Raw genomic sequence first — 22444 nt, 5'->3', positions numbered from 1 at the left:
GGAAACAACTGTGGTGCTGGTCAGTCGGCGCGCGGGACGCGGCCGTCGATATCGGTGAACCCGTATTCCCCGGCGAGGTCGGCGACCTTCCAGGCGCTACCGCTGCGCGCCTTGCGCTTCGGATCGGCGGCCAGTGCCGCGACGGCCCGGCCCGGGAAGCGGGGGGATTCGGCGGTATCGAGATCGAAGGTGCCTTCGCCGGGCAGGGTGACCAGGCGGCGGCCCTGCGCATCGGCCGGAACCATCTGCAGCAGTTCGGTATTGACGATGCCGGGCCACAGCGAGACCGCGGTCGCCTCGGTGTCGGCGAGGTCGTGCGCCATATCGGCGGTCAGCCGATCGAGCGCGGTCTTGCCGACGCCGTAGACGGCATTGTGCATGTACCGGGTCGCGCCGGGGGAGGACACATTGACGATGAGCCCACCGGATTCGATGATCAGCGGCGCCGCGAAAACGCTTGCCACATAATGCGATCGAACGCCGATATCGAACGTCTCGTCCCACGCCTTGGGCGGCACCTCCCAGAACTTGCGGCCCAGCCAGCGGGCGGCGGCGGGGGAGTTGTAGACATTGTTCACCAGGACGTCCAGGCGGCCCCGTTCCTCGCGCACCTGCGCGAAGAGCTTTTCGACCGCACTGTCGTCCTTGTGGTCGCAGACCACCGCGACTCCGGTGCCGCCGAGCGCATCGATCTCGGCGGCGGTGCCCGCCACCGTGCCCGGCAGGTGTCCGGCGGTGGTGGTGCGTCCGGTGACATAGACGGTTGCGCCCGCCGCGCCCAGCTCCAGGGCAATGCCCTTGCCGATACCGCGGCTGGCTCCGGTCACCACGGCGACCGTTCCGGCGAGAATCTTGGGTATTTCGCTCACGACCTCTGGACACTACCTTTAAATAGGAACGTGTTCTAGAAATTGGAGGCAGCAGTGGAGCTGACGCATCGGATCGTGGATACCGGAGACATCCGTATGCACGTGGCGGAGCAGGGTGAGGGGTATCCGGTCATCTTCTGCCACGGGTTCCCGCACACCTGGTTCATGTGGCACAACCAGCTGGAAGCGGTCGCGGCCGCCGGATATCGCGCACTGGCCCCGGACCTGCGCGGCTACGGGCGCACCGATGCGCCCGCCGGGTTGGAGTCGTACACGAACGAGGCCGTGATCGGCGATCTGCTGGCGCTGCTGGACGATATCGGCGAGCAGCGGGCCGTCTTCGTCGGCCTGGACTTCGGTGCGCAACTGGTGTGGGAGCTGTCGCTGCGGCACCCGGAGCGGGTGGCGGCGGTGGCGGTCCTGAACAATCCGTTCAGCCCGCGTCCCCCGCGTCCGCCGTCAGCGTTCTGGACCAAGGCGGCCGATCGGCACTTCCTGCATCTGGCGTACTTCCAGGAGCCCGGTGTCGCCGATGCCGAACTGGCCGCCGACCCGCGCGGATTTCTGGCCCGGGTGTACTACTCGCTCAGCGGTGACTACCACTACCTCGACACCTGGAAGAACCCGCCGGGCCTGGGCTACCTCGACGTGCTTCCGGAAGCGCCGCCCATGCCGTGGTCGTGGCTGTCGGAGGCCGAATTCGACACGCTGGTAGCGGATTTCGAGCGCACCGGGTTCACCGGCGGGCTCAACTGGTACCGCAGCCTCGACCGCAACTGGGAACTCACCGAGGCGTACGCCGACGCCAAGGTCACCGTCCCGACCTTCTTCCTCTACGGCGAGAACGACCCGGATATGGAGGGTTTCAGCGGCCGCGACCCGCTGGCGACATTGCGCGCCAATGTGGTCGACCTGCGCGAGGTGGTCGAAATCCCCAAGGCGGGCCACCTGGTTCAGCTCGAACGCGCCGATGCCGTCAACGGGTTCCTCATCAACGCCCTGAAGAGTTTGGACCTGACCGTCTCGACTTCTGCCTGATCCGCATCATCTGAAGATCGTCTGAAGGACTGGCCCGACGTCTTTTCGACGGGCCACCCTTCGGGCTGTGATGGTGGCATGAAACTACAAGCGAGAGCACACCGTTCCGGGATTCGAGTGGCCTTGGCTTTGACGGTCGCGGCGGTTCCGATGGTCATGGCGGCAGGCGCCGCATCGGCGGAAGCGCCGGCGGACGGGACGGCCGTATCCGCGCCGAACCTCCAGTACGTCCACGACGGCTACTGGCACTGGGTGCATTGCGACCGTGACCACGAGTACTGGCGTCCGGCTTGCCATCCGGAATGGGGCGGGTGGACCGAACAACTGCCGGAGACCGGCAGCTTCTGATATCACCCGAGATCCGGCCTGCCAGGCCGGATCTCGGCTGTCGGTAGCGGATTACGCGGGCCGGGTCGCGCGGTAGAAGGTGACTCGTCCGACATGGCGGTAGACGCCGGAATCCACTTCCTCGCAGTCGAATCCGGCGGCGCGTAACAGGCGGGGTATGCCGTCGCGAAGATTGCCGCTCACATGCTGATTTCTGAGCATGCGGCGGGCAGCGTATCCGTCTGCGGCGGTGATGTTTCCGCCGATATCAGCCAGATGCAGCCGCCCGCCGGGGCGGAGCACACGCAGTGCCTCGCTTGCGAAGACAGGCTGCACCTCGGCGGGGAGGTGATGGAGCATGAACGAGGAGAAGACGTGGTCGAAGGCGGCATCGGGGAACGGCAGGTCCTGTGCGTACGCACGCTCGAATCGGATTCCGCTGCGCCCGCGGATCTTTCGCTCCGCGCGAGCCAGCGCGAGGGGATCGGGGTCGGTGCCCACCACATCGGCGCGGGGTTGCGCGTCCTTGGCGGCGACCGTGAGTGTGCCCGTGCCGCAACCGATCTCCAGCACGCGAGTATCCGGTGCGAGGGCGGCCTGCTGAATGAGGGAGCGATGCACCTTTCCGGCGCCGAGCAGGCGTGTGAGTATGTCGTAGAACGGCAGCATGGAGTCACGCCCGGCTGCGGGGAGATAGTCGTGACTGTGGCCGGTGTCCTGAGCAGCAGGAGTATTTTTCGTCATGCTTCCCATGATGTGCACCGAATAGTCCGAAGAATCGGCCGATCATCGGCGAAAATAGGATTATCTTTGGTTCATGTCCGAGCGTCCGCGTACCGTCCGATATGAAGCCGGCGTGCCGGTGTACCGGTATTCGTCCGACCCTGCTGTCCCGCCCATCTCGATCATTCGATTCACCGAGGCGGCGCAACCCGGGCACAGCACCCCGCATATCCACGATTTTCCGGTGCTGCTCTATGTCGACCGCGGCATGCCGGGCGACGAGTCTCCGGTCGGGGTGCGCACCGGAGAGGTCTATGTCGTCGCGCCGGGCGTGCGGGTCGACGGCCGGGACGTGACCGTGGAGAGCGCGATCGGCGTGCTCTTCGATCCGGCCGCGCTCGGCGACGACACCCGAGTGCCCTGGCCGGCCTGGCGTGCGCACCCGCTCCTGTCCCCGTTCCTGCACGGCATCCCCGGCGGACTACTGCGACTGTATGTGCCCGAGGAGCGGCAACCGCTGTGGGAGAACACAATCGCGGCCATCGAGGACGAGTTGTCCGCCAGTCGAACGGGATACCGCCAGGCCGCCGCGGCCCACCTCACCCTGCTCCTGGTGGACATCGCCCGGCTGGCCGTGGATGTGGTGGGAGACCTGCAGCGCAGCAATGAATCCGTGCTCGCCGGGGTCTTCACCGTCATCGAAGATCGCTTCGCCGAGCAAATCTCATTGCGCGACGTCGCGACCACGATCGGCATGACCCCCGCCTACCTCACCACCCTGGTCCGCCGCCGCACCGGGCGCACCGTCCAGGACTGGATCCTCGCCCGCCGCATGTCCGAGGCCCGCCGCCTGCTCACCGACACCGACCTCCCGATCAACGACATCGCCCGCCGCGTAGGCATTCTCGACCCCGGCTTCTTCACCCGCATGTTCCGCCGCGAACACGATATGACCCCGCGCGTCTGGCGCACGCGCAGTGACGTGGCATAGCGCGCCGGTCAACTACAGCCGGCAGGTGCGGGATTCCCGCCGAATCGCTGATCGAGATAGTCGATCGCCGCGGGGATTCCTGGGTACGCGGCGCCCAGGTGAGTCGGGATATTCGTTCGCACATACGTGATCGTGGCGCCCTGACCACACCAATTGCGGACGACCTGATCGGTATCGGCGATGGGAAGCACATCGTCGCCCGTCGAGTGCCAGACATAGGTGGGCCCCGCCGGGGAAGCAGCGTCGAGCCGATTCTGTTCCGCCAGAGCCACAATGCGGGGGTCGGCTCCGATATCGGGTGCGAGGGTGTAGTCGTCGAGATTTGTGAAGGCGTACTTCGTGATGAATTCTGTACCGCACGATTGGTTGTTCTCGGCGATCATGGTGCGGCCGCGGTCATTGAGCAGGCTCGGAATATCGGCCTCCGGCGCCACCCGGCTGAAGGCGGCGAGTGCGAGCATGCCGAGTCCGGCGGTATAGGTTCCGCTCGTGACCTGCAGGGCGTGTGCGAGATTCGCGGGCAGGCCGCCCACCGCGAGTCCGGTGAGCCGCAGCTCGGGCGCATAGTCCGGTTCCTGCTGGCCCGCCCAGATCGAGGCGAGCGATCCGCCGGAGTAACCCATCAGGCCGAGCGGGGAATCGGGTGCGAGCCCGGCCGGGCCGAAGGCCAGCGCCGCCCGAATCCCGTCGAGCACACTGTGCCCGGACTGCCGGGAGTCCAGGAACCGCGATTGCGGACCCTGGTAGTCGGACATCACCACCGCCCAATTCCGTTGCAGGAGTGCTGCTGCGACCGGCGCCTCGGTATTGGTGTTGTCCGGTCCCGGTCCACCCGGCGCAAAGCCCGCCCGCAAGGAATATGAAGTGGCACAACGCGTACTGAGACTGTCTTCGGCCAGCTGGTAACTGACCAGCGGGCGGGCTCCGGGACCGGTCCACGGTGCGGTGGGGACCACCAGGGTCGCCATTCCGGTGGTCGGAGCGCCCTGCGCATCGGTCGATTTGTACTGCACCTGCCAGGTGGTGATCGGCAGCGGGACCGGCAATCCGTACGGCGCGATCTCCCGTGAGTGAATGATCGTGCCATTACCGAGTTCGGCCAGATTGGACGGCGCATCGTAGAACGGGTCCGCCGCGGGCACCGGAATCGGTTCCGCCTCGGCCGGTGCGATGATCACGATCGACGCCGCGGCCACTGTGATAGTCGCTGCGGCACCGAGTATCCAGCCGCGGCGGCCGAGTGCCCGGCGCCGACCCGCGGGCGTGCTGAGGTGTTTCATGACTGTCCTTCGCTGGGCATTACCGAGAGGGTCCCTGCGGATCCGGGTAGTAGTTCGTAGTCGACCGGCACCCGGCGTGTGGCCGTGCCCTGCGGTTCGCCGCTGCCCGCATTGGGGGTGAAGTGCGGAAAAGATCCTCCGCAGACCTGGATTCGCAGCCGGTGCCCGGATGCGAACCGGTAGGCCGTCGGGAGCAGGCGGACGGTGACTGTGCGGATGTCGTTCTCGCCCGGCGGCGGGAGGTCATCCATCCGCTGGATTCCGTCGCAGACATTGGTCGAGACGCCCGCCGAATCGACATCACACAGCCGGACGAACAGATCGCCGAACGGTGCACTGGTCCGCACCACGATATGCGCGATGACCGCGCCGATGACCTCGACCGGCCGGTCGAGTAGCTCGCTCGAATAGACGATCACATCGGCCCGGTTCTCGCGCTCCGCCTGCGGCTTTCGGCCCGACAGCTTCGGATCCAGCATGGCCCCACCGAAACTCGGCGTCGGATCGCGCGGATCCCAGCGGAATCGGCGGGGCGTGCCCCGGCCCGGCTCATCGGCGGTGAGCCCGCCGTCCGGCCGGAGATACCAGGTCTGATCCGAAGACGCTGCGGGCGGGAAGGATTCGTAGTATCGCCATTCGTCACTGCCCTGCATGAACAGTTTCACCGGCTGATCGCGATAACTCGCAGGATCGCCGGAAGCCATTGCGGTGAACCAGGCGAACCCCTCCCGGAATCCACCCGCCATGGTTTCGGTATGGACGTGCGGATGATTGCCGATGGTCAGGTACGGTTCCCGGCCCGCCGCCCGCATGAGCTGATAGTCGTCGATCTGGCCGAGCAGCATGAAGTCCTGCCAGGCGGCGTAGAAATTGACCGGCGCGACGATATCGCGGACTCTGCTCCGGAATTCCCTGGCGCCCTTCCAATACGGGTCGTCGCGGCCGGTGCCCGCCGACATCCAGTCCTGGAAATACGGCACGGTGCGCCCGGTGGCGGCCTTGTCCGCGGCCGTGAGCGGGACGGTATTCATGGCCCGCTGCGCGGTGCGATCGCCGATGATCTCGACGAAGTCGGCCAGCAGTGCGCTCGTCTCCAGCAGCTTCAAACGCCGAATCCATTGCACGCCGAGGGCGGTGAAGAAGACGCCGCCCGGGAACAGGGCTTCGTTGATCGCCGTATTGGTGACCTGGGGCAGCGCGGCGGTGATGCGATTGCCCGCGCCGGGCAGCAGCGCCAGCTGAGTGATGCCGACGTAACTCGGCCCGTAGGTGAAGAGTTTGCCGTTGAACCACGGCTGCCGCTCGATCCAATCGAGGGTCGCCAGACCATCGGATTCCTCATTGACGACCGGATCCCAAGCTCCGCCCGAACCACCATGGGTGCCGCGGCACGATTGCAGGAGCACATTGAAACCGCGCTCGGCGAAGGGCATAGCCGTGGCGCGACTGGTCATTCCGACGCGTGCGTAGGGCGTGCGCGACATGACGGTGCCGACGACCGGAACACCGATCGGCTCGTAGAGATCCGCGACGAGCTCCACCCCGTCCGGCATCGGAACCCGAATGTTCCTGGTGATCCGCACGTTTCGCGTTGTGGCGGGCGGCAGGCCGAGCAATCGTTCGAACAGTCGTCCTTCGAGCGGAGCGACGACGGAGTCGCGGTAGGCGTCGAGCGCCCGAGTCGGCAGCGACACACCGACCACCATCCTTCAGTTGTGTCAGTGGTCCTGATGGACGCGGTCGGCATGATCGGCCAGCTCATCGGCGAGCCGCCGATGCAGAGTGGGCGGCAGATCGTGGCCCCAGCCCGCAATCTCGACCAGTCGCGCGCCGGGAATCGCATTGGCGGCGTACCGCCCTGCCCTCGGGCGCACCAGCTTGTCGTCGGTGCCGTGCAGTACCAGGGTTGGCGCGGTAATGCGGCGCAGCAGTGGCCGCCGGTCGGTGGAGGACAGGATCGCCACCAATTGGCGTGCGGTGCCCTCCGAATCGACGCCGCGTTCCCAGCTCTCCTCGAGCATGCCGCGGGTCCAGGCTTCGTCGAACGGTTCGCCCGGCGAACCCTGGGCTCGCCAGACCGCGACACCCTGTTCGACGTAGGACTTTCGGGTCTTGTCATCGACCGTCAGGAGTCGCAGCAGCAACGCGAGGTCCGGGATCTCCTTCCAGAACAGCCGGCCGGTGGGGGACATGACGGATACGAGTGAGAGCAGTCGGTCCGGGTGGTCGATGGCGATGGACTGCGCGATCGCTCCGCCCATCGATCCGCCGACGATGTGCGCTTTATCGACACCCAGATGGTCCAGCAGCCCGAGCGCGTCGCCCGCCATATCCTCGAGGGTGTAGCTGGCGGACTTGCGGCCACCGAACAATATTGTTGCCAGCGGATTCGGTGTGGGCCCGCCGGTGATGCGCGACGAGTGCCCGGTATCGCGATTGTCGTACCGCACGACCTGGTATCCGCGCGCGGCGATCAGCTCGCAGAATTCCACGGGCCAGGTGATCATCTGTGAGCCGAAGCCCATGATCAGCAAGACCGTCGGATGGGCGGGATCGCCGAAGGTTTCATACGCGATATCGATGCCATTGCATCGCGCGATTCGTTCAACCATGGTGAATGTCCTTGTGTCTCACGAGCCGATGGTGATGCGGCGCTGGCTGCTGTCATCGAGCCAGTAGGCCTTGCCTTCGTCGACGACGAGCAGTTCCTCGAATTTCGCGCCGAATCCGGCTGCGCGAATGTGAGGTTCGATGGCCCAGATGCCGGTCTTGGGGCCGCTGTGCTGGGGTCCGAGCACCTCGGGGAAGAGCAGTCGTCGTACGGTGGTGCCGAGGAAACCGAGGCTGTGCCAGCTCGGTACGTAGCCGACGATGCGCTCCGGCAGGAACCATGGGGCGAGATCGTTGAGCCGACCGTGGTGGTAGACCCGGTGTCCGAGAACATGATTGGGGTATCCGGCGGCGGCATTGCCATAGCCTGCTTCGCGGATCTTGTCATCGACCCACTCGAAGACGCCGCCGGCCAGCTCGGCGTCGGCGAAGCGTGCGGGAATCTCGGCGCGAAGCGCGGTCAGAAAGTCCTGTGCCCGTTGCAGTTCCGGGTTCTCGCCGACCGGAACGGTGTAGGCGATATCGCCGGTGTAGCCGTCAACGACCGGTGCGCAGTCGAGAATCACCACATCGTCCTCGCGCAAGGTGGCGCCGGTGCCCCGGGTGACCGGACCCCATTCGCCGTCGGGCGCGAGTGTCTTCTCGTGGAATACCGCAATCGGCTTGTGCAGCATGGTTTTCACGCCGTGGTCGTAGAGCCAGTTGATCATCCAGAGGCCGGTCTGGGCTTCGGTCCAGCCGGGCCGCATCTCGGCTGCGGCGGCCTGGGCGCAGGCGAAGCCGAGGCTTTGGGCCCTGCGGAAACCCTCGACTTCTTCGGGGCGCAATTGCTTCGAGGAGGCGGTACGGCGGCCGGAGAGCCAGTCGGTGACGGGATCGACTCGGCGGGGGAGTTTGGGGGTGGTCTGCGCCATCGTGGGAATCCTTTTGCGCCGGAGAGGGAGCGGCTCGGGCTACAGCGGCCGATAACCTCGGACATTTGTCCAGAGTATGCCGCGAGTTCGGACGCTTGTCCAGAGATGTCTAGAATCGTGGTATGCCGATCCGCCCACCGACTCATCGCGCCGCGGGCCAGGCCCGCCGTACCGCACTACTCGAAGCGGCGGTCGAGGTGATTGCCGAGGGCGGGGTCGTCGCGGCCACGCACCGCGCCATTGCGAGCCGCGCGGGTGTGCCGCTGTCGACGACGAGCTACTTCTTCGCCTCCATCGACGAACTGCTCGCCGAGGCGATGGAGCTGATGGTGACCAGGCTGATCGACTCGATCGAAGCGATCTCCGCCGAAATCGCCGAGCAGCAGCTGAATCTCGACGAGCTGGTCGAACGCTATGTCGACTACTTCCTGGCCGTGCCGACCACCTTCCTGGCGGCCGAGTTCACCATCTACGTCCAATGCCCGTATCGGCCCGAGCTGCAGGTGCTGGCGCATCGAATGATGGCCGCTTTCGAAGAGGCGGCGAAAGCCGTTCTGGCGCAGGCGGGTGCCGCGGACCCGGCAACCGGTGCGCGCGCGATCATCGCGCTCATCGACGGTTTCGCACTGCAGCGCTTCGCCTGGCCGCGCGGGGATGCCGACCGCGACCCCCTGGTTTCGGGCCTGCGCGCGCTGTTCCGCGCCTACACCGCCTGAAACGCGAAAGGTCCCGGTGGTTGTCACCACCGGGACCGCCGTACAACGTTCGAACTAGGCGGAAACTGGGCGCAGAGAGTGCGCGGTGAGGTCTTTCAGCGTCGGATAGCCGTCGACCGCCATGATCAAATCGGCTTCGGCCAGCAGCGACCGCAGGACGTGGACGATGCCGTCGGTGCCGCCGAGAGTGAGGCCGTAGGCGTAGGGGCGGCCGATGCCCACCGCGGTGGCGCCGTGTGCCAGGGCCTTGATGATGTCGGCGCCGCTGCGAATGCCGGAGTCGAACAGGACCGGGAGCCCCTCGGCCGCGGCGACCACGTCCGGGAGCATATCGAGCGCGGGGATGCCGCCATTGGCTTGGCGGCCACCGTGATTGGAGCAGTAGATGCCGTCCACGCCGCCGTCGCGGGCGCGGCGGACGTCATCGGGGTGGCAGATGCCCTTGACGATCAGCGGCAGCTTGGTCAGCGAGCGCAACCACGGAAGGTCTTCCCAGGTGAGGAGATTGCCGAAGACCTGGATCCATTTCAGGATCGCCGATTGCGGGTCCTGTTCCGGCGACTGCGCCAGGCTCGCGCGGAAGACCGGGTCGCTGAAGTAGTTGGCCAGGCAGTGTCCGCGCAGCTGCGGGAAATTGCCGGTGGACAGATCGCGCGGGCGCCATCCGGTCACCCAGGTGTCGAGAGTGACGACAATGCCCTGGTATCCGGCGCGCTCGGCGCGTTCCACCAGGCTGGCGGCGAGATCGCGGTCGGTGGGGGTGTAGAGCTGGAAAAAGCCTGGCGTATCACCGAATTCGGCTGCCACGTCCTCCAGCGGATCGACCATGAGCGTGGATGCCACCATGGGAATTCCGGTGCGTGCCGCGGCCCGAGCGGTCGCGAGATCGCCGTGCCCATCCTGGGCGCACAGGCCGATCACGCCGATCGGAGCCATGAAAACCGGTGCGGGCAGGGTCATTCCGAACAGATCGATGGACAGCTCGCGCTGTGCCGCGCCGACGAACATGCGGGGGATCAGCCCCCAGTGATCGAAGGCCGTCACATTGGCGCGCTGGGTGCGCTCATCGCCGGCGCCGCCGGCCACATACGACCACACCGACGGCGGCATGGCCGCGCGTGCCCGCTCCTCCAGTTCGGCGAAGCTCACCGGGAGTGCGGGCACCACGCCACGCAGCCCGTTGAAGTAGATCTCGTTCTGAAAGTCACCGAATGCCATGACGTCATCTCCAGTTTCCGAACCTGCCGGGGTACCTGATTATTGTGCGAGACTGAGCGTTGGAACCGTTCGAAACGCAGTATTCAGTCACGGAGACCAGTACAGGTGCAGGATGATGTCAGAGCGCTGAGCGAAGACGATCTCGCGCTGATCCATGCCCTGCAATTGCGGCCCCGGGCCTCCTGGACCGAGCTGGGGCAGGTGCTCGGCATCGATCCGGTGACCGTCGCCCGTCGCTGGCAGCGCCTGGACGAGCGCGGCGAAGCGTGGGTGTGTGTCTCGCCGGGGCCCGCGCTGTTCGATCTGGTCTGTGCCGCGTATGTCGATATCGACTGCGCTGCGGGTTCGACCGCGGAGGTGGTGGCAGCGCTCGCCGGTCATCCCCACATGCTCACCCTCGAACGCTCCGGCGGCAGCAATCGGATCTTCGCCACCGTGGCGACCCGCGACTTCGATCAGATGGGCCGGTACACCCTGGATGCGCTCCCGGCCGTCCCGAATGTCGTCGCGGTGCGGACTCGGATTGTCACGCACTGGTTCGCCGAGGGCGGCAGCTGGCGCATCGACGCGCTGGCTCCGCAGCAGCGCGATCAGCTGCGAACACCCGCTGCTCCCGCCGCCGACCCGCGGGGACGGCGGCAGGTGACCGAGCTGGACCGGGCGATGATCGATCAGCTGTACGGCGACGGCCGGGCCTCTCACCGGGCGATCGCCACCGCGCTGGGGATCAGCAGCTCCACCGTCAAACGCCGGATCGACGAGCTGACCCGGCTCGGCCTGCTGAGTTTTCGCTGCGATTTCGCGCGCCCGCTCGGCGGCTGGCCGGTCGCCGTGACCTTCTGGGCGACAGCGCCCACCGCTGTGCTGCCCGAGATCGGGTACGCGCTCATCCGGCTGCCGCAGACCCGCAATTGCGCCGCCGTGAGCGGCACGCACAATCTGGTGGTGCAGGCCGGGCTGCATTCGGTCGCGGAAGTCACGCGGTTCGAAAACCAGCTCGCCACCATGCATCCCGAGCTCGCCATCACCGAGCGCAGCATCACGCTGCGCCACGAGAAGCTGCTCGGCCGTATCCTCGATCAGCACGGCCGATCGAAAGCCGTTGTCCCGCCCGATATCTGGCGGGATATCTCCTCCGCCGATCAGTAGTTGGCGTTCAGGTACTCGGCGGCGTGTGTTGTCCACAGCACGTTGGTGCCGGGCATGGTGTGGCCGGAGTATCGGACGTGCTCGCCATCGGGCCACGGCGTGAGATATCCGAGCAGACCGCGCACGGCGGCCGCGTACCGGTCCAGATTCGACACCGGGTCCAGCAGGAGGAAATCCAGCAGCTCATGGAACAGCAGTGGCGTCAGATTGCCGATCCGGGCGCCTTCCACCAGTGAGAACGGCGAGATCCCGGCATCGATGAGCCGCAGCGGCGAATCGGCGGGGGAGGGATTCGAGGTGGAAATCACTCGAGGTAAATCCCACTGTTGCGGGTCGGAGGGCTGAAATCGGCTGACAATACCGGCGTGGATGCTCTCACGGTGCGTAGGTCCGGAGATGGGCCCGAAGTAGTGCTGGTGCACGGTGGGGCCGGGCCGAGGTCCACGTGGGCGGGGCTGGAAACGCTGGCGGCGCGGTGGACGCTGCTGATGGTCTATCGGCGTGGGTTCGAGCCGAGTCCGCCGGGAGTGGATGGGCGGCAGGACTTTGTGGTCGATGCGGAGGATCTCGGTGCGGTGTTCCGGGAGAGTCGTCCCCACGTGGTCGCTCATTCCTACGGGGTGGTCGGAACACTGCTGGCCGCCGCTGAACAGCCGCAGAGTGTGCGTTCGCTGACGCTGATCGAACCGCCGCTGTATTTCCTTGTTCCGGGGGACCCCGACGTGGCTCGATTGCAAGAACTGGGGGACGAGGTCCTCCTCGACGGTCTCGAGGCCGATCCCGATGTGCTGCGTGAGTTCCTCGCTCTCACCGGGTCACCCGGTATCGATGCCGGGCGGCTCCCGGACGCGGTCGTGGCCGCCGTGCTCCGTGCACACGGCGGGCGTCTGCCTGGGCAGGCCCGGCCGAATCTCGCGGCGTTGCGGGCGGCCGGAGTTCCGGCGCTAGTCGCCTCCGGGGCGCATTCCGCTGCCCTGGAACGGATCTGCGACGCACTCGCCGAGGAACTCGGAGCACAGCGGCTCATCGCACCCGGAGCCGGCCACTTCGTCCCGGCTGCACCGGGTTTCACCGATGAGCTGGAGAAATTCCTCTCGCACTGCGAGGGCGAGTCCCGGTGACCCGGGTGGTCGCGCGGTCCGCGCGGCACCGGCAGACCTCGATCGCGGATGCTTTATTGTCTGTGGCGCAACGGAATACGGAGGGCAAATGGGATCGACCGCGCCGATGACCTATGTGGTCGATGTCAGCGGGGAGATGGGCGTCGCGGGTGATCGCGACACCATCGGAGGATGGCCCGTGTTGGACGCGGATCAGCCCTGGCCGGTATGCGACTGCGGTGCGCGCATGGCGCTGTACTTCCAGGTCGAGGTGCCCGCCGGGGTGCCGCACTATCGACCTTCCAGCCTTCGACGACGGACTGCTGCTGGGCAGTATCGTCTACATCCTGGCGTGCCCGGCGCACTGCCATCCCGCCGCCGCGTACCCGGTCTGTCAGAACTGAGTTCGGAGCAGTGAATCGGCCGGCGGTGGCCTCGAATTCGGTGTGACCGATACGGTGACCGATTCGGCGACAAGCGAATTCGGCACCGGGTCGCTACAGTTGTGCGGTTCGATCACAGACGAGGAAGCGCACACTCATGGGGTTTCGGCATCGCCGCCCGTTGTTACAGTCCGAAATCCCCGCGACACTGGCTCTTTTCGGTGTCGTTACCCTAGGTGCGGTGCTCTTGCCCGCGGCTCCCGCGATGGCCGGTCCTTTGCATCCGTGGGCGGCTGCGCCGGTGAACTCCTGCGGGGAAACAGGTTTCGATCCCCTTGCCCGGCAACCCAATCCCGATCCGTCGCAGCAGCAACCGCAGGCGCCGATCAAGATTCCGGTGCCGATCCCGCAGATCGTGACCGTCCAGGTACCGGGCCCCAGACCTGACAACACGCGTATCGATCCGGCCGCGTTGCCCTCGGATCCGTGTGTCAACCCGTGCCCCGATATTCGGGACGACCCGGCCCCGGCCACCGCGCCGGGCGGGACCGGTAGCGGTAGCGGTAGCGGGTTGTCGCTGCCCCGTGTGGAGATCACCCCGGAAGCCGAACCGATTCCGATCCCGGTGCCCGGCGGGCAGGCTCCGGAACCGCAGGCCCCGCCGACCTCGGACGTGCAACCGCCGGAGCCCGCCCCGGCGGTCGCGCCGGTGCCGGCCCCGCAGGTGGATTCGGTGCAGCTGGTCAATCAGGTGACCGGGCACGGGTCGCTCAACCGCACCGATATGCGCTGGTCGGTCGATGGCACCGATCTGGGATTGATGTGGGAGAACAAGCCCGGTCAGGTCGCGGTCGTGTTCGGTGACACCTTCGGCAAGGGCTGGCAGGCCGGGGGTGCGGGTACCGAGCAGCAGGACTGGCGCAGCAATGCCATCGCCTACAGCAGCAATCGTGATCTGTCCCAGGGGCTGGTGCTGGATGATTTCGTGCAGAACTCCCGCTGTCATGCCGCGGAGATCCTCGACAGTCGCAAGATCAAGAACTTCGAGCACACCACCATCCCGACCTCCGGTTTCGCGATCGGGGACCGGCAGTATCTGACGTATATGTCGATCAACCACTGGTCGCGTATTCCGGGCATGTGGTGGACCAACGACGGCGGTATCGCCTATTCCGACGACAACGGGCGTACCTGGACCAAATCGCAATGGGCGCGCTGGGACAACCTGTTCGGGCTGGGCCGTTTCCAGGTCGCGACGATGGTGCCGCACGGGGATTACGTGTACATGTTCGGCACCCCGAACGGGCGGCTGGGCGTGATCGGTTTGGCGCGGGTTCCCTCCGGTCAGGTGCTCAACAAATCGGCGTACCAGTACTGGATCGACGGCACCTGGATCGCCGCGGACGGGGCCAACGAATTATTGGCGACCCCGGTGGTTTCCGGTACCGCGAGTGAGTTGTCGGTGCGTTTCGATCAGGACACCCAGCAGTGGCAGTTGGTGTATCTGGACGTGACACGCGGGCAGATCGTGATGCGCACCGCCGCGCAACCGCAAGGGGCGTGGAGTGATCCGGTGCCGTTGCTCAGCACCGAGGACTACCCGACCGCGTACGGCGGATTCATGCACCCGTGGTCCACGGGCAAGGACCTGTACTTCACGGTATCGGCGTGGAACAGCTACAACGTCTACCTCATGCACGCCACCCTGAAATGAGAATTCGCGTCTGAACGTGTCGAGGGTCGCCGACGGGGTATCGACCAGTCGTGACCTTCGACCTGACACCCACGGCAGCGCAGCACGACCTGGCCGAGCGTGCGCACGAATTCGCCCGAGACTGCCTCAGGCCGGTGGCGTCCCACTACGACCAGGCCCAGGAATTCCCCTGGCCGGTCCTGGAGGAGGCGGCGAAACGCGGTTTCTACAGCCCGCTGTTCTACCGCGACCTCATCGGCGACCCGACCGGATTGTCGCTGCCCATGTTCATGGAGGAGCTGTTCTGGGGCTGTGCCGGCATCGGATTGGCGATTGTGATGCCCGCACTGGCCCTGTCGGCGATCGGCCAGGCCGCCACGCCCGAGCAGATGCTGCAGTGGGCGCCCGAATGTTTCGGCACCCCGGGGGATCTGAAGCTCGCCGCGCTCGCGATCTCCGAACCCGAGGGCGGCAGCGATGTGCGCAATCTGCGCACGCGGGCCGTACGCGACGGTGACGACTGGGTCATCGACGGCCACAAGATGTGGATCGGCAATGGCGGCATCGCCGATGTGCATGTCGTGAACGCGGTGGTCGATGAGCAACTGGGCCACCGCGGCCAGGCGCTGTTCGTAGTACCCGGCGGCACGCCGGGATTGGAACTGGTGCGCAAGCTCGACAAGCTCGGATGCCGCGCATCGCATACCGCGGAATTGAAGTTCAACAACGTGCGCGTGCCGATGGCCAATCTGCTCGGCGGACCGGAGAAGCTCGAGCACGCACTGGCCAAGCGGCGCGAGGCAGCGCGCAGCGGCGGCCGATCCGGTTCGGTGACGCTGGGGACCTTCGAACAGACTCGCCCGATGGTCGCGGCCCAGGCGCTCGGAATCGCAAGAGCCGCTATGGAATACATGACCTCCTACGCGACACGCCGCGAGGCCTTCGGCGCGCCGATCATTGACAATCAGGGCATTGCCTTCCCGATCGCGGACCTGGCCACCCGCATCGACGCCGCACGACTGCTGACCTGGCGGGCATCCTGGATGGCCGCCCAGGGTGTCCCGTTCGAACGCGGCGAAGGTTCGATGGCGAAGCTGGCCGCCAGCGAGGTCGCGGTGAAAGCCACCGAACGCGCCATCCAGACGATGGGCGGGTGGGGTTACATCACCGATCACCCGGTGGAGAAGTGGTACCGAGATGCCAAGCTGTACACCATCTTCGAAGGCACCAGCGAAATTCAGCGCATAGTCATCTCACACGCCCTGGGCGCCGCCGAAGGCCGGCCTCCACTGCACGTCGACCTCGAACCCTCGGGCGGCCCGCTGAACAAGGCGTTCGGCCGCGGCACCGAGGTGCGCACCAGGGCCGCGGCCGCAGCGCTGAATATGCGCGATCGCGTACCGGGCCCGGTCATGAAGGCCGCCTTGAAGTTCCTGCGCCCGCCGCGCTGACGACGGTCGACCCCCTGCGGGCGGCCCGGAAGCTGTGTGAGAAGACATTTGGGCCGCTCGGGGAGCAGTCCTCGGCCGGGTTTGCTGCGCGGTTGATGGTTCCGAAGACGCCGGTCGGGCGTTCGCCGGTCGGCTGAAACGGCGGGTTCGACAAGTGCGGGCGACGTAGGGTCGGAGGGTCATGTGGGTTCGAACTTCGAAAGGCTTTGCCTGTGCTCGTGGAACGACTTGCTGCTGGGTTTCGCTCGATCGATACGACCGCGCTGTGTGATGCCGATAAGTCGTTGCGGGTGATGGACAGTGCGATTCGGCCGCGATCGGCGGGGATCAGAATTCTGGGACCGGCATTCACTGTCCGGTGCTACGGGGATTTCTTCGCGGTATTGCGGGCCATCGAGACCGCCGCGCCGGGGGATATTGTCATCGTCGACGGCGGCAGTAGCGAAATCGCCTTGGCCGGAGAACTTTTCGCGCGCGGGGCGCTGGTACGCGGACTGGGCGGGATCATTGTCGACGGCGGATACCGGGATATCGGCTATGTCCGTGATTGCGAGCTGCCGATCTACAGCCGTTTCATCACACCCATGGCCGGAACCACCACCGAACTCGGGGAACTACAGGTCCGCGTGACCTGCGGCGGTGTGCCGGTGCATCCGGGCGATCTGATTCTCGCCGACGATGAGGGCATTGTGGTGGTCGATCCGGCGCGAGTGGAAACGCTGCTGACCGCCGCCACCGCCATCAAGCTGGCCGAAGCCCGTGTTATCGCGAAGCTGGACGCGGGCGCCACGCTCAGCGACTGCCTCGGCATCTCCGCGCATACCGAAGCCCTGCGCAAGGGCGAGCACTCCGCCCTGGAATTCCTCGCCTGACCCGAGTACTCGCCGTGCCGCCTCCGTGGCTGCCGGGCCGACGTCGGATAGCCTGCGACCGGTTCGAAGATCTGTCCACGATTGGTCCGGATACACCGAAAGACGGGGCACGATGAGCGGATTCGATTTGTCACGAGGAACTACAGCACGAGGAACTACAGCACGAGGAACTACAGCACGAGGTAGGGCAGCACGGGGCATGGCCGGAATGGCCGTCGCGGCGGCCTGTATCGCGGTACCGCTGGCGGCAGCGCCGCAGGCGGCCGCGGCGGGAACGCCGACGCTGACGATCAGCATGACCGGCTCCCCGGTCGGCCCGGCCAAGCTCGCCTCCGTCGGCTGCGGGCAGACCGCGGTGGCGACGGTGAAGATGGCCGACGGTACCCCGGTATCGCACGGATCGGTGGAGTTCACCAGCCACCTGCCCGGCATCTCCGGCAATGTGGTGGGAACGGTGCCGGTCACCAATGGCACCGCCAGCATTCCCTGGGTTCCCGGCGTCGCGGGTCAGCACATCATCAGCGCGATCTACTTCGACGATGCCTCCGACCTGCGTCCCGTCTCCGGGCAGACGATGATCACCGCCATGAACCTGAACGGCGTGTGCGTCTGATCCGGAGCCGCTGGGCCGGAGCGTGATTCAGCTGCTGTGAATCGCGATGACCGGTCGCTTCGACGGCTGGAGTGTGGCGAGCAGGGTGCGAACGACGTCCTCGGAGACGGCGACGCACCCTGCCGTCGCCGCCCCGATATCCCCGTGCACGAAGAACGCCGAACCTCGCGCCGGAATCGCGGGAAAGCGGTTGTAGTCGATCACGAGCGCATGGTTGTACTGCGGAACGGTCCGGCCGAGGTTCTCACTGACAGCGGTATCGAACGGGCAATCGGGCTCGGCGCACCGGTATCTCCGGTTGTAGAGCGGGCTTTCGGAGTCGGAAACCCACCACCAGGTATTCGACGGGTCGACCGTGAGATAGGGGAGTCGCGCGGCCGGGTCGGGCACCCGGCCGAATCCCTCGGTCAAAGCGAAGGTGCCCTCCGGTGTGTCGTCCCGGCCTTCGCCGACCTCGGTCGAAATCCCTTCCGCGCCAACCCAGGCCGGTACGGCGAAGGTGCGCTTCCACTCCCGCGGCCGGTTCCGCTGCCACAGCGCCAGCGTCCCGTGATCGGCGCCGGACGGTGCGCTCACCCAGACCACCTGTGTCCCGGGAACGGTATTCGGGTCGAACGGTGGCTGATCGTTGCCGAGCCTGGGCAGCACCACGAGCGCGAGTATCGCGACGGCCCCGGTGGCCGTCCAGCGCAGCGTTCGGACGCCCTTGTCCGCCAATCCCATTCAAGCTCTCCACCTGTTGTCGGCGATGACCTCGTAGCGAGCCGGAGCGATCATCAGCCTGTCGGCTATGTCCGTGTTTGTCCTGGTCACATGGTGTGCGGACTGGTCGAATGACTAACTTTGTACCAGCTCGGCATGGTGCCGACGACTCGCCGGAATGGGTGTTCAGACAGCGCGGAGTGTCGTAATCTGTCGCCCGACACACCTGTTCGGAGCGGCTCGATCACTCCGGAACACGCTCCCTGTATCCCACCCCGGACCCCGGTGGATCCAGCTCGAATCCGACCGCAGATTTCCGGCAAGGAACCAGGTCTATATGAGCACTCTCGAGGTATTTCCACGACGCCAGCAGGAGCTGGTGCGGCACTGGACAATCCGATGACACCCCACCGAATCTCCCTACTGCGCCTGCGGATGGAATTTCCGGCAGTCGCGCCCGCAGCCGTCGACGCTGCCCTGGAGGCGGCACGTGCGCAGCTGCGGCCCAGCCTGGCCGACTCGCTCATGGAAATGGCCGAACTGCTTGCGCGGCAGCGCATTGTGGCGAGCTACCGCAGGCCGGGGGCGTTGATGCTCCCGACCTGGGCGAACAATCAGCTCGGAAGATCGGCGGCTGCTGCCTCGTCGAGCAGCCAGGTGGTGGATTCACTGCCGATCGCGCCCGCGGCGGGCACATCCAGGGGCGAGGCGCCATTGAGGGCGGCCACCACGGCAGCGGCCTTGGCCTCGCCGCCGACAATGAGAACCACGTGACGGGACCTGCGGATGGCGGGCAGTGTCAGTGTGATGCGGACGGCCGGGGGTTTGGGCGAATGTGTCTCGGCGACAACGAGTTCGCGGTCCTCGCGGGTGGCGTCCGTATGCGGGAACAGCGAGTTGATGTGGCCTTCGCCGCCCATGCCGAGCAGGTGCAGATCGAAGGCGCCGTGCTCGGCCAGGTACGCATGGACCGTGGCGGAGTACTCGCCCGCGGCCTCGAGCGGATCGGGGTAGTCGCCGCTGGAGGTTTCGGTGGGGTGCACCCGGGCCGGGTCGAGCGGAACATGGTCGAGCAGCGCCTGCCGCGCCTGCAGGTCATTGCGCTCCGGATCCCCGGTGGGCACGAAACGCTCATCGCCCCAGAAGATGTCGACCCTGGACCAGTCGATGTCGCCCGGCGCCTTGCGCACCCATTCGAGCAGGCCGATACCGGTGCCGCCGCCGGTCAGGACCACCGACGCGCTACCGCGCAGCCGCTGCGCCTCCACGACCTCGGTGACGAAGCGGGCGGCTGCGGCCTGTACGAGTTCCTCAGTGGTGGCGAAGGTTTCGACGACGGGCTTACTCATAGATCACCCTTTCGATTCCGGTCAGCGCCTCGGCGTAGACCTCGTCGGCGTCGAGATGGCGTAGCTCCTCGGCCAGGCAGTCCCGGGTCTCCCGGCGGGCCAGGGCGAAACGCTGATCGGGCTCGCCCGTGCGGGTCAGGGTCGCGGTGCGGCCGTGCTGCGGACGGGCGATGGAGATGGTCACCGACGAGCGGTGCATCTCCACCTTCAACTCGCCGGTCTCGCGAATCACCGGGCAGGACAGGCGAGCGGCGAGCCAGCCGGCCAGCATGTCCAGTGCGGGTTCGTCCTGCAGACCCGAAACCGTCACGGACTCAACGGGTTCGAACGGCGCCTCGTCCAGGGCCGCGGCCAGCAGGGCCCGCCAGTAGGTGACCCGGCTCCACGCCAGATCGGTATCGCCCGCCGCATACGAATCGCGGCGCTTCTTGATGGTGTCCTGCGGATCCGGCGCGAAGGTCGCGTCGGTGATCCGGCGGGTCGCCAGGCGGCCGACCGAATCCTTGGACGGGAAATCCGGGGCGCCGCGCGGCCACCACGCCACCACGGGGGTGTCGGGCAGCAGGAACGGCACCACCACACTGCTCTCGTGACTGACCAGATCGCCCTGCAAACGAAGCACTATCACCTCGGCCGCGCCGGCGTCGCCGCCCACGCGGATCTGGGCGTCCAGCCGCGTCGCCGCATTCCGGTCACCACGCGCGAGAACTATGACGCGGCAAGGATGTTCACGACTGGCGTCATTGGCGGCGTCGATGGCGTCCTCGGCCTCCGAGCTGTCCAGGGTGCAGACGACCAGGGTCAGCACCCGGCCCATGGTGACCACGCCATTGGCCTCACGCAGCTGGATCAGCCGCTTGGATACCTCACGGGTATCGGTGTCCGGCATATCGATGATCACGGTCGCCGCCATTCCCGCCCGCTGCGCGCGAGCATTTCGTCGGCGGATTCCGGACCCCACATACCGGCCTCGTACGGATCGGGCTTACCGGTCTGCGCCCAATGCTCGAGTACGGGATCGAGTATGCGCCAAGCCAATTCGACCTCCTCGTTGACCGGGAAGAGCGACGGGACGCCGAGCAGCACATCCAGGATGAGCCGTTCGTAGGCCTCGGGGGAGTCCTCGGTGAACGCCTCGCCGTAGCTGAAGTCCATATTCACATCGCGGACCTCCATGCTGGAGCCGGGCACCTTCGACCCGAATCGCATGGTGATGCCCTCGTCCGGCTGCACCCGGATCACCAGGGCGTTCTGCCCCAGCTCCTCGGTCATGGTCTGGTCGAAGGGCAGATGCGGGGCCCGCTTGAACACCACCGCGATCTCGGTGACGCGGCGGCCCAGGCGCTTTCCGGTGCGCAGGTAGAACGGCACACCCGCCCAGCGTCGCGTCTCCACGGCCAGGGTGATGGCGGCGTAGGTCTCGGTGCGCGAATTCGGGTCGAAACCCTCCTCCTGCATCAGGCCCACCACCGACTCGCTGCCCTGCCACCCGGCGGTGTATTGCCCCCGGGCGGTGGTCTCGTCCAGCGGTTCGGCGAGCTTGGTCGCCGAGAGCACCTTGATCTTTTCGATTTGTAGCTGCCGCGGCTGGAAGCTCACCGGTTCCTCCATCGCCGTCAGCGCCAGCAGCTGCAGCAGATGGTTCTGGATCACATCGCGCGCGGCGCCGATACCGTCGTAATAGCCTGCGCGACCGCCCAAACCGATGTCCTCGGCCATGGTGATCTGCACATGATCGACGTAATTGGCATTCCAGATCGGGTCGAACAGCTGGTTCGCGAAGCGCAGCGCCAGGATGTTCTGCACCGTCTCCTTGCCGAGGTAGTGGTCGATGCGGAACACCGACTGCTCGGGGAAGACCGAATTCACCAGAGCATTGAGCTCACGGGCGCTGTCGAGATCGTGCCCGAACGGCTTCTCGATGACCACGCGCCGCCAAGTCGGCGCATCGCCGTGCTCCGGCTTCGCCTGTGCGAGACCGTTCTTCGAGAGCTGATCGAGCACCACCGGGAACTCGGTGGGCGGAATCGCGAGGTAGAAGGCGTGATTGCCGCCCGTCCCGCGATCGCGGTCCAGATCCTTGAGGGTGGTCGCCAGCCGGTGGAAGGCGGCATCGTCCTCGAAAGTGCCTTGGACAAAACGCAATCCGGCCGACAGCTGATCCCACACCTCGTCGCGGAACGGTGTGCGCGCCGAGGAGCTCACCGATTCCTTGACCACGGCGGCGAAGTCCGCATCGGACATATCGCGCCGGGCGAATCCGACCAGGGAGAAACCCGGGGGCAGCAGCCCCCGGTTCGCCAGGTCGTAGATGGCCGGCAGCAGTTTGCGCCGCGACAGGTCACCGGTCACACCGAAAATCACCATGCTGCACGGCCCGGCAATGCGGGGAACCCGGCTGTCGCGTCCATCGCGGAGCGGGTTCACCGTCGCGGTCGTCGTCACT

At 66.4% G+C, this 22444-nt stretch carries 23 protein-coding genes; 11 read left to right on the top strand and 12 right to left on the bottom strand.

Features of this window, described 5'->3' with window-relative positions:
* Positions 1-20: 20 nt before the first annotated feature.
* Positions 21-869, bottom strand: coding sequence for an SDR family NAD(P)-dependent oxidoreductase (locus OG716_RS16295; RefSeq protein ID WP_405138439.1), 849 nt, complete (start codon positions 867-869; stop codon positions 21-23).
* Between the two features lie 54 nt (positions 870-923).
* On the opposite strand from OG716_RS16295, the gene OG716_RS16290 reads away from it, so the two are divergent.
* Complete coding sequence (locus tag OG716_RS16290; protein ID WP_405138438.1) at positions 924-1907, top strand: alpha/beta fold hydrolase; 984 nt, start codon at positions 924-926, stop codon at positions 1905-1907.
* Between the two features lie 78 nt (positions 1908-1985).
* A complete protein-coding gene (locus OG716_RS16285) occupies positions 1986-2255 on the top strand; it encodes a hypothetical protein (protein ID WP_355120113.1) in 270 nt (89 codons plus the stop codon).
* A gap of 51 nt (positions 2256-2306) precedes the next feature.
* Here the strand turns inward: OG716_RS16285 and OG716_RS16280 are convergent, their stop codons facing one another.
* Entirely contained in the window at positions 2307-2978 is a 672-nt protein-coding gene (locus tag OG716_RS16280) for a class I SAM-dependent methyltransferase (RefSeq protein WP_405138437.1), read from the bottom strand.
* Positions 2979-3051: 73 nt separating this feature from the next.
* Between OG716_RS16280 and OG716_RS16275 the strand changes: the two genes are divergently transcribed.
* Positions 3052-3948, top strand: a complete 897-nt coding sequence (locus OG716_RS16275) for a helix-turn-helix transcriptional regulator (RefSeq protein WP_405138436.1) — start codon at positions 3052-3054, stop codon at positions 3946-3948.
* An 8-nt stretch (positions 3949-3956) separates the two neighbouring features.
* Here the strand turns inward: OG716_RS16275 and OG716_RS16270 are convergent, their stop codons facing one another.
* The 4 genes from OG716_RS16270 to OG716_RS16255 are packed head-to-tail and all read right to left on the bottom strand — an operon-like array spanning position 3957 to position 8752.
* Positions 3957-5228: a lipase family protein gene (locus OG716_RS16270; RefSeq protein ID WP_405138435.1), complete on the bottom strand. Its 1272-nt coding sequence runs from the start codon at positions 5226-5228 to the stop codon at positions 3957-3959.
* Positions 5225-6922 (bottom strand): CocE/NonD family hydrolase, encoded by a 1698-nt coding sequence (locus OG716_RS16265; protein WP_405138434.1) that lies wholly within the window; start codon positions 6920-6922, stop codon positions 5225-5227. Before OG716_RS16265 ends, OG716_RS16270 begins: the two co-directional genes overlap by 4 nt.
* A gap of 24 nt (positions 6923-6946) precedes the next feature.
* Positions 6947-7840: an alpha/beta fold hydrolase gene (locus tag OG716_RS16260; protein ID WP_405138433.1), complete on the bottom strand. Its 894-nt coding sequence runs from the start codon at positions 7838-7840 to the stop codon at positions 6947-6949.
* A gap of 18 nt (positions 7841-7858) precedes the next feature.
* Positions 7859-8752, bottom strand: a complete 894-nt coding sequence (locus tag OG716_RS16255; protein WP_405138432.1) for a M24 family metallopeptidase — start codon at positions 8750-8752, stop codon at positions 7859-7861.
* 122 nt (positions 8753-8874) lie between these two features.
* Here OG716_RS16255 and OG716_RS16250 point away from each other — a divergent pair, with 122 nt between their 5' ends.
* Entirely contained in the window at positions 8875-9468 is a 594-nt protein-coding gene (locus OG716_RS16250; protein ID WP_405138431.1) for a TetR/AcrR family transcriptional regulator, read from the top strand.
* A gap of 54 nt (positions 9469-9522) precedes the next feature.
* Here OG716_RS16250 and OG716_RS16245 read toward each other — a convergent pair whose 3' ends face one another.
* Entirely contained in the window at positions 9523-10686 is a 1164-nt protein-coding gene (locus OG716_RS16245; protein WP_405138430.1) for an alpha-hydroxy-acid oxidizing protein, read from the bottom strand.
* A gap of 105 nt (positions 10687-10791) precedes the next feature.
* On the opposite strand from OG716_RS16245, the gene OG716_RS16240 reads away from it, so the two are divergent.
* Positions 10792-11835 carry an Lrp/AsnC family transcriptional regulator gene (locus tag OG716_RS16240; protein ID WP_405138429.1) on the top strand — a complete coding sequence of 348 codons (1044 nt, stop codon included), beginning with the start codon at positions 10792-10794 and terminating at the stop codon, positions 11833-11835.
* On the opposite strand, the gene OG716_RS16235 is transcribed toward OG716_RS16240, so the two are convergent.
* Positions 11829-12143 (bottom strand): hypothetical protein, encoded by a 315-nt coding sequence (locus OG716_RS16235; protein ID WP_405138428.1) that lies wholly within the window; start codon positions 12141-12143, stop codon positions 11829-11831. The genes OG716_RS16240 and OG716_RS16235 overlap by 7 nt on opposite strands.
* 57 nt (positions 12144-12200) lie before the next feature.
* Here OG716_RS16235 and OG716_RS16230 point away from each other — a divergent pair, with 57 nt between their 5' ends.
* The 6 genes from OG716_RS16230 (at position 12201) to OG716_RS16205 (ending at position 17947) form a co-directional block, all read left to right on the top strand.
* Positions 12201-12956, top strand: coding sequence for an alpha/beta fold hydrolase (locus OG716_RS16230; protein ID WP_405138427.1), 756 nt, complete (start codon positions 12201-12203; stop codon positions 12954-12956).
* 88 nt (positions 12957-13044) lie between these two features.
* The gene (locus tag OG716_RS16225; protein WP_405138426.1) at positions 13045-13353 is read left to right on the top strand and encodes a hypothetical protein; all 309 of its coding nucleotides are present in this window, start codon (positions 13045-13047) and stop codon (positions 13351-13353) included.
* A gap of 122 nt (positions 13354-13475) precedes the next feature.
* Positions 13476-15032, top strand: coding sequence for a DUF4185 domain-containing protein (locus OG716_RS16220; protein WP_405138425.1), 1557 nt, complete (start codon positions 13476-13478; stop codon positions 15030-15032).
* Between the two features lie 50 nt (positions 15033-15082).
* Complete coding sequence (locus tag OG716_RS16215) at positions 15083-16462, top strand: acyl-CoA dehydrogenase family protein (RefSeq protein WP_405138424.1); 1380 nt, start codon at positions 15083-15085, stop codon at positions 16460-16462.
* A 218-nt stretch (positions 16463-16680) separates the two neighbouring features.
* Positions 16681-17334 (top strand): RraA family protein, encoded by a 654-nt coding sequence (locus OG716_RS16210; protein WP_405138423.1) that lies wholly within the window; start codon positions 16681-16683, stop codon positions 17332-17334.
* 199 nt (positions 17335-17533) lie between these two features.
* Positions 17534-17947 carry a hypothetical protein gene (locus OG716_RS16205; RefSeq protein ID WP_405138422.1) on the top strand — a complete coding sequence of 138 codons (414 nt, stop codon included), beginning with the start codon at positions 17534-17536 and terminating at the stop codon, positions 17945-17947.
* A gap of 27 nt (positions 17948-17974) precedes the next feature.
* On the opposite strand, the gene OG716_RS16200 is transcribed toward OG716_RS16205, so the two are convergent.
* The 4 genes from OG716_RS16200 to zwf form a co-directional block, all read right to left on the bottom strand.
* Positions 17975-18670, bottom strand: coding sequence for a L,D-transpeptidase family protein (locus tag OG716_RS16200; protein ID WP_405138421.1), 696 nt, complete (start codon positions 18668-18670; stop codon positions 17975-17977).
* 593 nt (positions 18671-19263) lie between these two features.
* Positions 19264-19998, bottom strand: a complete 735-nt coding sequence (gene pgl, locus OG716_RS16195; RefSeq protein WP_405138420.1) for a 6-phosphogluconolactonase — start codon at positions 19996-19998, stop codon at positions 19264-19266.
* The gene (opcA, locus tag OG716_RS16190) at positions 19991-20899 is read right to left on the bottom strand and encodes a glucose-6-phosphate dehydrogenase assembly protein OpcA (RefSeq protein WP_355120086.1); all 909 of its coding nucleotides are present in this window, start codon (positions 20897-20899) and stop codon (positions 19991-19993) included. Before opcA ends, pgl begins: the two co-directional genes overlap by 8 nt.
* Positions 20896-22443, bottom strand: coding sequence for a glucose-6-phosphate dehydrogenase (zwf, locus tag OG716_RS16185; RefSeq protein WP_355120084.1), 1548 nt, complete (start codon positions 22441-22443; stop codon positions 20896-20898). The genes opcA and zwf overlap by 4 nt, the downstream gene beginning before the upstream one ends.
* Position 22444: the final 1 nt, after the last annotated feature.

This window comes from Nocardia sp. NBC_01388 (genome assembly GCF_045040085.1).
Lineage (GTDB): Bacteria > Actinomycetota > Actinomycetes > Mycobacteriales > Mycobacteriaceae > Nocardia.
Note: the sequence above shows the minus strand (reverse complement) of the source record. Positions and strands in the feature narration are given on the sequence as shown.

Excerpts from the sequence above, each read along its gene's own strand:
- OG716_RS16270 (WP_405138435.1), bottom strand. The coding sequence starts at position 5,228 with ATGAAACACCTCAGCACGCCCGCGGGTCGGCGCCGGGCACTCGGCCGC.
- OG716_RS16280 (WP_405138437.1), bottom strand. The coding sequence starts at position 2,978 with ATGACGAAAAATACTCCTGCTGCTCAGGACACCGGCCACAGTCACGAC.
- OG716_RS16225 (WP_405138426.1), top strand. The coding sequence starts at position 13,045 with ATGGGATCGACCGCGCCGATGACCTATGTGGTCGATGTCAGCGGGGAG.
- OG716_RS16245 (WP_405138430.1), bottom strand. The coding sequence starts at position 10,686 with ATGGCATTCGGTGACTTTCAGAACGAGATCTACTTCAACGGGCTGCGT.
- pgl (WP_405138420.1), bottom strand. The coding sequence starts at position 19,998 with ATGAGTAAGCCCGTCGTCGAAACCTTCGCCACCACTGAGGAACTCGTA.
- OG716_RS16205 (WP_405138422.1), top strand. The coding sequence starts at position 17,534 with ATGGCCGGAATGGCCGTCGCGGCGGCCTGTATCGCGGTACCGCTGGCG.
- OG716_RS16285 (WP_355120113.1), top strand. The coding sequence starts at position 1,986 with ATGAAACTACAAGCGAGAGCACACCGTTCCGGGATTCGAGTGGCCTTG.
- OG716_RS16250 (WP_405138431.1), top strand. The coding sequence starts at position 8,875 with ATGCCGATCCGCCCACCGACTCATCGCGCCGCGGGCCAGGCCCGCCGT.
- OG716_RS16220 (WP_405138425.1), top strand. The coding sequence starts at position 13,476 with ATGGGGTTTCGGCATCGCCGCCCGTTGTTACAGTCCGAAATCCCCGCG.
- OG716_RS16260 (WP_405138433.1), bottom strand. The coding sequence starts at position 7,840 with ATGGTTGAACGAATCGCGCGATGCAATGGCATCGATATCGCGTATGAA.
- OG716_RS16255 (WP_405138432.1), bottom strand. The coding sequence starts at position 8,752 with ATGGCGCAGACCACCCCCAAACTCCCCCGCCGAGTCGATCCCGTCACC.
- OG716_RS16200 (WP_405138421.1), bottom strand. The coding sequence starts at position 18,670 with ATGGGATTGGCGGACAAGGGCGTCCGAACGCTGCGCTGGACGGCCACC.
- OG716_RS16275 (WP_405138436.1), top strand. The coding sequence starts at position 3,052 with ATGTCCGAGCGTCCGCGTACCGTCCGATATGAAGCCGGCGTGCCGGTG.